This window comes from Nocardiopsis sp. NPDC006198 (assembly GCF_040613895.1).
GTDB lineage: Bacteria > Actinomycetota > Actinomycetes > Streptosporangiales > Streptosporangiaceae > Nocardiopsis > Nocardiopsis tropica.
This window is the reverse complement of the sequence record NZ_JBEXSY010000114.1, coordinates 1-9,475: the sequence shown is the minus strand read 5'-3', so window position 1 is coordinate 9,475 and position 9,475 is coordinate 1. Positions and strand designations below refer to the sequence as shown.

General features: G+C 75.7%; 6 protein-coding genes. 3 read left to right on the top strand and 3 right to left on the bottom strand.

What is annotated here, in order from left to right:
• Positions 1-92: 92 nt before the first annotated feature.
• The gene (locus ABZ234_RS33490) at positions 93-980 is read right to left on the bottom strand and encodes a putative RNA methyltransferase (RefSeq protein ID WP_355014715.1); all 888 of its coding nucleotides are present in this window, start codon (positions 978-980) and stop codon (positions 93-95) included.
• A gap of 295 nt (positions 981-1,275) precedes the next feature.
• Between ABZ234_RS33490 and ABZ234_RS33485 the strand changes: the two genes are divergently transcribed.
• Together ABZ234_RS33485 and ABZ234_RS33480 are read left to right on the top strand one after the other, a co-directional pair.
• Positions 1,276-2,844 (top strand): serine/threonine protein kinase, encoded by a 1,569-nt coding sequence (locus ABZ234_RS33485; RefSeq protein WP_355014714.1) that lies wholly within the window; start codon positions 1,276-1,278, stop codon positions 2,842-2,844.
• 276 nt (positions 2,845-3,120) lie between these two features.
• Positions 3,121-3,417, top strand: coding sequence for a hypothetical protein (locus tag ABZ234_RS33480; protein ID WP_355014713.1), 297 nt, complete (start codon positions 3,121-3,123; stop codon positions 3,415-3,417).
• A 256-nt stretch (positions 3,418-3,673) separates the two neighbouring features.
• On the opposite strand, the gene treY is transcribed toward ABZ234_RS33480, so the two are convergent.
• A complete protein-coding gene (gene treY / locus ABZ234_RS33475) occupies positions 3,674-6,067 on the bottom strand; it encodes a malto-oligosyltrehalose synthase (protein ID WP_355014712.1) in 2,394 nt (797 codons plus the stop codon).
• Between the two features lie 210 nt (positions 6,068-6,277).
• On the opposite strand from treY, the gene pstS reads away from it, so the two are divergent.
• Positions 6,278-7,432, top strand: coding sequence for a phosphate ABC transporter substrate-binding protein PstS (gene pstS, locus ABZ234_RS33470; RefSeq protein WP_267949904.1), 1,155 nt, complete (start codon positions 6,278-6,280; stop codon positions 7,430-7,432).
• A gap of 220 nt (positions 7,433-7,652) precedes the next feature.
• Here pstS and ABZ234_RS33465 read toward each other — a convergent pair whose 3' ends face one another.
• Positions 7,653-9,293 carry a glycosyltransferase gene (locus tag ABZ234_RS33465; protein WP_355014711.1) on the bottom strand — a complete coding sequence of 547 codons (1,641 nt, stop codon included), beginning with the start codon at positions 9,291-9,293 and terminating at the stop codon, positions 7,653-7,655.
• Positions 9,294-9,475: the final 182 nt, after the last annotated feature.

The following is a 9,475-nucleotide window of genomic DNA, read 5'->3' as shown; positions in this document are numbered from 1 at the left end:
GGGCGGGCCGCGCCCCGGGAGCCGCACCGCAGGTTCCCTGGCGGTGTGGGAGGCCGGGGCGCCGGCCCGCGGGGCCGTGTCCGACCGGGGTCTCAGGCGCGGGGGCGGTAGGCGTGCAGCCGCACCGAGGCGGTGACGGTGAACGGCTCGGGGAGCCCGGCGACGCGGGCGCGCAGTTCCCCGGCGCCGATGTGGCGGGCGCTGGGGCCCATGCCCACGACGGTCGCCACGTCCTCGTGGGAGAGCGCCATGGCCAGGCCCAGGTCCTGTGCGCCGACCGGTGCGAAGTGTCCGTGCAGGGACTCCGCCAGGCGCTCGTCCTTGCGCGGGTCCACCTCCAGCAGCCCCAGCGGGGTGCGCAGTTCGGCCAGGTGGTCGGCGGCGGGGACGACGACGAGCAGGACGCCGTCGGGGCGCAGCACCCGGTGGAACTCCGCCGCGTTGCGCGGCGCGAACACGTTGAGCACGGCGTGCGCGGAGTCCCCGCGCAGGGGCAGGCCGCGCCAGGCGTCGGCGGTGACGGCGCCGCCGCGCCCGTGTGCGCGCGCGGCCCGGCGGGCGGCCCACTTGGACACGTCCGCGGTCAGCCCCACGGCGCCGGGCAGGGCGTCCAGGACCCGGGTCAGGTAGTGGCCGGTCCCGCCGCCGACGTCGACCACGACCGGGGCGTCGTCGCCGAGCTCGCGTCGCAGCGCGTCGGCGAGGGCGTCACCCACGAAGTCGTAGTGTCCGGCCTGCTGGAAGCGCAGGCGGTCGGCGACCATCTCCTTGCTGTCGCCGGTCCCGGGGGGCGTGGCCCCGGTGAGCAGGCTCGCGTAGCCCTCCCGGGCCACGTTGAAGCTGTGCCCCGCGGCGCAGGCCAGGCCGCGCTCGTCCGGGCGCAGGCCCTCGCCGCAGGCGGGGCAGGCCAGGAGGGCGGCGACGGTGCCGGGCATCCGCAGCCTGGGGCCGGTGTGGTGTGTGGTGTTCGCTTGCGCCATGATCGCCGCTCAGCCTATCCCCTCGCCCGGACCGGGGCGGGGCGGTGGACGGCCGGGGCGGTCCCGGACCCCGCGGCTCCGGCCGGGGTCGGCGGGCGGGTGGGCACGGCGAACCCCGCAGCGGTCCCCCGACACGGGGGCGGGATCCTCGGCTCCGGCCGGGGCGGGCCGCGCGATTCCGGCGCGGGGGGCGGAACCACTTCCCGCCGCCGGGTATCTGAGATCGTAGTCACCGTCGACCTCGCAGCCCCCACCCCCTTGAGGCGCCCTCGCCCTCCACCCGCAAGGAGCACGCGTGAAACCCCCTGTCGCGGACCGCTACCGACTCGACGAAGTGATCGCCGCGGGCGGCATGGGAACGGTCTGGCGGGGCCATGACCTGCGCCTGGACAGACCGGTCGCGGTCAAACTGCTGCGCGACACCGCCTTCCAGGACGCCGAGGGCGCCCGGAGGCGCTTCGAGCGCGAGGCCAGGGCCGCGGCCAGGCTCAGGGGGCCCGGCTTCGCGGAGGTCTACGACCACGGCGAGACGGTCCTGGACGGCGAGAAGCTCGCCTACCTGGTGATGGAGCTGGTCGAGGGGGAGTCCCTCACGGCGCTGCTCAGACGCGAGGGCCCGCTTGCGCCCGACCGGGCCATGGAGATCACCGCCGTGGTCGCCCAGACCCTGCAGACCGTGCACGACGAGGGCATCGTCCACCGCGACATCAAGCCCGGCAACATCCTCATCAACCTGGACGGGGAGGTCAAGCTCGTCGACTTCGGCATCGCCCGGATCAACGACGCCACCTCCCTGACCTCCACCGGCATCGCCCTGGGGACCCTCTCCCACGCCTCGCCCGAACAGCTCGACATGGGCGAGCTCACCTCCCGCACCGACATCTACTCGCTCGGCACGGTCGCCTACCAGTGCCTGGCCGGGAGGCCGCCCTTCGACTCCGCCGACCGCGCCGCCGTCATCGCGGCCCACCTGAACGCCGAGCCGCCCCCGCTGCCCGACCACGTCCCCGACCTGGTCGCGCACGTGGTGCTCGTCGCGCTGGAGAAGGACCCGCGCGACCGGTGGGGTTCGGCGCAGGAGTTCGCGGCGGCCTGCCGGGACGCCGCGTCCGGGGACCGGACCGTGCTGACCCGGCGCACGCGCAGCAGGAGGGCGGGCCCCCGGGGGATGTGGTCCTGGCGGGGCGGGTTCGTCGCGATGGCGGTGGCCGCCGCGCTGCTGCTGACCGCGACCCTGGTGTGGTCCCCGCCGACGGGGGCGGACGGCTCCCCCGCGACCGCGGACGGGGCCGCCGCCGAGGCCCCCGCGCCGACCGGCGGCAAGCCCTCCGGCGACGGCGGACCGTCCGCGCCCGAACGGGACCGGGGCCCCGGCGCGACGGCCCCCGCCTCGGACTCCGACGAGGCCCCGGGCGCCTCCGAGCGGGAGGAGGACGACGAGGAGGAGGACGGGGAGGACGGGGGCTCCCCGCGGGACGACGGCGCGCCCTCGGGCGGGAGCAGTTCGGGGGACGGGACCGGCGGCGGTGACGGCGGTGGGGCCGGGGGCGGTGGCGGCGGGGGCGGCGGGGGCGGGGGCGGCGGGGGCGGCGGCGGGTCGGCCCCCACCGGCGGCACCGTGCCCGACGTGGAGGGGATGACGACGCACAGTGCCAGGAGCGTCCTGCGCGAGCGGGGGTTCACCAACGTCCAGGGGCAGTGGCAGACCTGGGGCGAGGGGCAGAACTTCCTCCCCTCCGAATGCGAGGTGCTGTCCCAGACGCCGGCCTCCGGCACGGACCAGGACCTCGACGCACCGGTGCGCCTGACCTACTTCTACTCCCGCGGCCTCCCGGACTGCGGCTTCCCCGTCTTCGGCCGGTAGGCGCCCGCGCGACCGCCCTCGGTCCGGCTCCTCCCGGGGCGTCCCCCGGGGGGGGTGTCGTCGAGCGATGAGCGGCGTCCATGACGTCCGGACCCGAGTTGGGGCAGCCCGGTCGACCAAGGCAACATCTTTGTTCGTTGAGTCCGGTGTCGTGGATCCGAAGGGGTTGTGGCGGATGAGGGTTCTGTTCTTTCCCGATGGCAGCGGGGTGGACGTCTCGGGCGACGCGACGGAGCTCGTCCTCCTGGCCCTCGCCCTCGTCGGGGGAAGGGCCGCGTGGAGACCACCGCCTCGGCCGAGCCGAGCTTCGGCGGCACCGAACTGGCTTCGGTCGAGGTGGTGGGCGCCGGCGGCCCGGGGGTCGGTGTCAGGGTCGACGTGGAGCGCCGCGTCCTACTCATCGAGGGTGACCGACCCGGCTCGACCGCACTCGCCGACGACGTCCGGTCGATGGCGGGGATGGACGACGGCGGACACCAGCACATCGAGTACTTCCCAGGTCACCACTACCTTGCCGCCGGATCACTGGCCATGGTCGTGAACAGTCCGCACGGGGGCATGCCGGCCCGGTGAACGCCCGATGGCCGCGGTCGGCGGGGGTTCGTGGAAGGTGCCGTCGCGGAGCACGGCGAAGAGGACGGCGGCTCCTCCTCCAGCGGGACACAGCAGAGCGTGTCGTGGTGCCCGCCCCGGCCGTCCTCCTTGTCGTGGCAGGCCGGGGAAGCAGGGTCGGACAGAGCGGCACACGGAGAGGAGGAAGGCCCGTTCGAGCTGCTCGCCCCGAGGGGCTGTTCACCGCCGATCGAGGAGCCTGAGCTGCGCACGGCCCTCACCGGCGGACCAGCACGGCCACCGGGTAGCGCCCCAGCAGCTCCGCGAGCGGCGCGCACGTGTGCCCGTCGGTGCGCGCGGGCGCGAGGACGCGCCCGGTGAGCCGGTCGGTCCACTCCCCCGGGCCCGCGGGCAGTGCCAGGACGGTGTCCGCCCACCCCCCGCCCGCGGCCAGCCCCAGCGGCAGGCGGGTGGCGACCGCCACCACGTCGGGGTGGCGCGCCCCCCGCGAGGTCCGGGCGAAGGCCACGGCGTGGCCGGCGGCCCGCCCCGAGGCGGTGAGCGGCAGGTAGCCGGCGGGGCGCAGCTCCCGGCGCAGGCGCAGGCAGGTGCGGACCAGGTGGAGCTTGGCCGCGCCGGTCCCGTCCACGGGGGGAAGCCACCCCTCCTCCAGGCGGGCGAGCATGTCGGCGCGGGACCGGTGGTCCACGGGCCTGCGGTTGTCGGGGTCGACCAGGGACAGGTCCCACAGCTCGGTGCCCTGGTAGACGTCGGGGACCCCGGGGCCCAGCAGCTGCACGGCCTTCTGGCCCAGGGAGTTGCTCCACCCCGCGCCGCGCACCGACTCCACCGCCGAGGCGACCTCCTCCCTCAGGGCGGGGTCGCCCAGGACCCGGCCGGGCCAGGAGCGCACCCGCTCCTCGAAGTCGGCGTCGCGGTCGGTCCAGGAGGTGCCCAGGCGCGCCTCGCGGGCGGCCTTGAGCAGGTACGCGGCCAGGCGGTCCTCCCCGATGGGCCAGGCTCCGACCAGGGTCTGCCAGCCCAGCAGGTTGAGCGCGGGCTCGGGCAGGGCGCACCGCCCGGTCCAGCGGCGCACCGCGCCGGCGAAGGCCTCCGGCGTCTCGGACAGCGCGGCCAGGCGGGCGCGCACGTCCTCGGAGCGCTTGGTGTCGTGCGTGGACAGGGTCGTCATGGTGGCGGGGCGGGAGGCCTCCCGCCGGGCCGCCCCGTCGTGGAACTCGCCCGGGTCCACGGCGAAGCGCGAGGGGTCGCCGCCCACCTCGTTCAGGGCCGCGAACCTGGTCCCCCGGTAGAACGCGGTGTTCTCGGTCCCCATCGCCACGACCATGCCGCTGGTCTGCTGGATGCGGCGGGCCGGCTCACCGGAGGGGTCGCCGCGCACCAGCCGGTCGATGTCCTCCAGGTCCGGGGCCAGGTCGGGGCGCCGCCCGCGGGCCCGGTCCACCGCCGCGGCCCAGTCGGCCTCCCCCTCGGGGAGGTAGGAGCGGTACACCCCGAAGGCGCACAGGAGTTCGGCGACGGCCTCCTCGCGTCGGCGGTCCGCCCCCTCGGGGTCCGGATCCGCACGGTCCCCGGCCCGGGGCGGCAGCAGGGCGGCGATGCGCCGCACCTCCGCGCGCAGCAGCACGGTGGCCGCGTGGCGGCGCGCCCCCTCGTCGAGGGCCTGCGCGTCCACCTCCACGCCCTGCTCCCGGGCCAGGTCGGTGAAGGCCGCCTCGCCGGCCGGGTCGACGAACAGCCCGCACACCTCCCGCAGGGCGTCGTAGCCGGTGGTCCCGGCCACCGGCCAGGACTGGGGCAGGCTCTCGCCGGGGGCGAGGACCTTCTCCACCACCACCCACCCGCCGAAGCGCCCGGCGAGCCTGCGCAGGTACCCGCCGGGGTCGCTGAGCCCGTCGACGTGGTCCACCCGCAGCCCGTCGAGCTGGCCCAGCTCCGCCCACCGCAGGATCTCGGCGTGGGTGGCGTCGAACACGCCCGGCTCCTCGACGCGGACGGCGGCCAGCCCGTCCACGTCGAAGAACCTGCGGTAGGTGAGTTCGCAGTCGCCGCGGCGCCAGGACACCAGCCGGTAGTGCTGGCGACCGTGGACGTCGCCGACCCGGTCGCCGGGGGCGTACGTGCCCGGGGCCAGGGGGTAGCGCTTGTCGTGGTAGGCCAGGCACCCGTCGACCACGCGGAGGTCGTCCAGGGCCGAGGCCCCGCCGTCCCCGTCGTCGGCCAGCACCGGCACCAGGACGGGGCCGGCGTCGAAGTCGACGTCGAAGCAGCGCGCGTACACCGACGCCCGCCCGTGTCCGAGCACGTCCCACCACCAGGGGTTGGCGTCGGGCCGGGCGACGGACATGTGGTTGGGCACGATGTCCACGACCACGCCCAGGCCGCGCTCGCGGGCCTTGGCGGCCAGGGCGGCTCGGGCGGCGTCGCCGCCCAGCGCGGGCGAGACCGCGGTGGGGTCGACCACGTCGTAGCCGTGGCCGGACCCGGGCGCGGCGGTCAGGACCGGCGAGAGGTAGAGCGCGCCCACCCCGAGCCGGTCCAGGTGGTCCACCAGACCCGCGGCGTCCTCCAGGGTGAACCCGGGGCTCAGCTGCAGGCGGTAGGTTGACGTCGGAGCGGCGGCCGTGGGCGTGCTGTGCGTGCTCGTCACGCACGTACCCGTGCCCGCGCCGCCCGCGTGTCATGCACGCCCGTCACCGCAGGCGGTGAGCGCCATCCCACACGGGGGCGCTTTGGGGGTGTTGGTCCACCGGTGGTTAAATTCTTCGGCGGTGGACCATCACCAGCGACGACGTGCCGGGAACCGGCCGCGGCGGTGAGACCAGGACCACCGACACCGACGAAGGGGATAGAAGCAGTCGTGCTCCCGTCCAACAAGCACACCAAGACCGGCGCCCCGCGCCACCGCGGCGCCTACCGGGGGGCGGCCTCGGCCGCGCTCGCCGGTCTGCTGCTGGCGACCACCGCATGCGGAAGCGACGACGCGGTCCAGGGAACCGCCCCTCCCGCGGTCCCCGACGACCTGGAGTGCTTCTCCGGAAGCCTGTCGGGCGCCGGGTCCAGCGCCCAGGAGAACGCGATGACGACCTGGATCGCGGGCTACCAGTCGGCGTGCGAGGACGCCCGCGTGTACTACGACTCCATCGGGTCGGGCGGGGGGCGCAACCAGTTCATCGACGGGGCCGTGGCCTTCGCCGGGACCGACGCCGCGATGGACCCCGACGAGAACGGCGACGCCATGGAGCGCTGCGGCGGGACGAACACCATCAACCTGCCCGCGTACGTGGTGGCCATCGCCGTGGTGTTCAACCTCGAGGGCGTGGACTCCCTGAACCTGCGCCCGGACACGATCGCCAAGATCTTCAACCAGGACATCACCCGCTGGGACGACCCGGAGATCGCCGAGGACAACCCCGACGCCGACCTCCCCGACCTGGAGATCACCCAGGTCAACCGCGCCGACGACTCGGGCACCACCGAGAACTTCACCAACTACCTCAGCCAGGCGGCCCCCGACGCCTGGCCGCACGAGGCGGGCGGCCAGTGGCCGATCACCCCGCGCGAGTCGGCGCAGGGCAACAGCGGCATCGCCGACACGGTCCAGCGGGCCGAGGGCTCGATCGGGTACGTGGAGATGTCGCACGTGCACGGGATGTCCACGGCGAACATCGGGGTCGGCGGGGAATTCGTGGAGATCTCCCCCGAGGCCGCCGCCCAGGTGGTCGCCGACTCCCCCCGCCGCGAGGACAACGCCAGCGAGCACGACCTGGCCCTGGACCTGGAGTACGGCACGACCGAGGCGGGCAGCTACCCGCTGGTCCTGGTCAGCTACGAGACCGTGTGCGAGGAGTACCCGGACGCGACCGAGGCGGAGAACGTCAAGTCGTTCCTGCGGTACGTGGTGAGCCCCGAGGGCCAGGAGGCGGCCTCCGCCGAGACCGGCTCCACACCGGTCAACGACACCCTGCGCGAGCAGCTCCTGGCGTCGATCGACGCCGTGGGCGCGCGGGACTGACGCCTCCGCCCGGACGGGGCGGACCGAGCGGGCGCGCCGCCCCTGCGGCGCGCCCGCTTGACGTTCGGCGTCGGGTACCTTACGTACGGACCGCGTCGCGCTCGGTCACAGGGCCGGGCGCCGTGGTGGGCGTGCGGGGCCCGCTCGTCTCCGGGCCGGTGTCTTCCCCCATCTGCCCCGACACGGCCGGACCCCGCACGCCCTCCCCCGGGACCCCGCCTCAGCCCTCCTGGGCCGGGTCCCGGCCGGCGGCGGGGCCGTGCGCCCGCTCGCGCCGCAGGCGTCTCAGCGTGCCGCGCCAGGCGGACCTCACCAGGGCGCCCACCGGCCGCCGCGCGCCGGACGCCGGCGCCCCCTCCCGGGACCCCGCGTCCCCGTGGGGGCACGGGGCGGCGACCGTGTCGGGGGCGGTGCGCGGCTGCGGCGGCACCGAGCGGTACAGCGACAGGTCGGTGAGGGTCTCCTGGCCCGCGTGGATGCGGTAGCGGCCGTGCAGCTCGGCGACCACGTCCCCCAGGTCCTCCTCCTCGCCGCACACCCGCATGGCCCGGGCCAGGGCCCGCGTCCGCCACAGCCGCACACCGGCGTCGCGGGCGGGCGAGGTGGCGGAGAACAGCTCGGTGAGCCCGGCGCGGGCGCGTTCGGCGCTGGCGAGCAGCCGCGACAGGGCGACCTGCCCCAGCCCCCACGCCACCGGCACCTGGAGCAGGAAGGGCGAGGGGAAGCCGGTGCGGGGCGCGGCGGTGGCGAAGGAGATCCGGGGCTCGCGCAGGTAGTTGGCCTGGACCAGGCGCAGGTCCAGGTGGGGGCCGCCGGGGGCGCCGCCCCCCTCGCGCACGCCCTCCCAGTCGGCGACCAGGGTGATGGCCAGGTCGGTCTCGGCGCTGTCCAGGAGCCGGTCGACGCAACCGCGGACCAGGTCGTAGGGGGCGCCGGACACGTCGACGACGGCGTGCACCAGAGGGATGCGGCGCCGGTGGGCGGGGACCCGTTCGCGGTAGGCGTGGGGGTGGGGCATGAGTTCGGCGAGCACCTGGGTGCGGAAGCGCTCGGAGGGCAGCCGGGTGCGCGCGGTGCCCGCGCGGCCCACGTGCCAGGCGGTGGCGGCGTGCTCGGGCACCATGACCGCGCCCGCCTGCCAGAGGCGGTAGCCGAACTCGGTGTCCTGGCCCAGGTCGAGGTCGGGGTCCACCCCTCCGGCGGCCTCGTACAGGTTGCGCCGCACACCCGCCGCCGCGCCGACGTAGGCGTGGAAACCGAGGTGGTCGGCGTCGCGCAGGCGGTCGCTCTGGGTGAGCAGGCACTCGACCCACTCGTGGCGGCGGCCGGTGTCCAGGCTCCGGTGCAGGGTCCCGGCCCGGACTCGGGCCAGGAGCTCCTCCGGGGTCCGGGGGCCGGCGTCGGCGAAGCGGACGCGGCCCAGGGTGACGGCCTCGGCGTGCGTGTGGTGCCAGCGGGCCTGGGCCTCGACGAACTCGGGGCCGGCGACCATGTCGGCGTCCATCCACACGAGGATGTCGCCGGTGCTGGCGTGGGCGCCGTAGGCGCGGGCGTACCCCGCGCCCCATCCGCCCTCGGGGGCGTTCAGGACGCGGCACCGGGCGGGGCGCAGCGGGGGCAGGCGCAGGGCGGGCGAGGAGTGGTCGTCCACGACCACGACCTCCAGCAGGTCCTCGGGGTAGGTCTGGGCCGCGAGGGAGGCCAGGGCGAGGTCGAGCCGGCGCTGGCCGCCGCGGGCCGGCATGACGACGCTGACGCTCAGGTCGGGGGTCCAGCGGCCGATCTCGGGGGGTGTCAGCGCACTCCAGTCGTTGCGGAAGACGCGGGTGAGGACCCGTTCGACCCGCCCGCGGTGGGACACCCCGTCAACATGAGACCCTACGTGCTTATTCAGTGACACAGAGTCACTATAACCCTGTTTCCCCGAACCGCTGCGGCCTTCCCCGATGTGTCACCGGATCACCCGGAGAGCACCCCGGGCACACCGCGGGGCGCGCAGGGGTGGATCTGCTCGCAGGTGCAGCACAGGTCCATTGGAGACTC

Bases quoted from the DNA above. Each gene is read 5' to 3' on its own strand.
- ABZ234_RS33490 (WP_355014715.1), bottom strand. From the start codon at position 980: ATGGCGCAAGCGAACACCACACACCACACCGGCCCCAGGCTGCGGATG.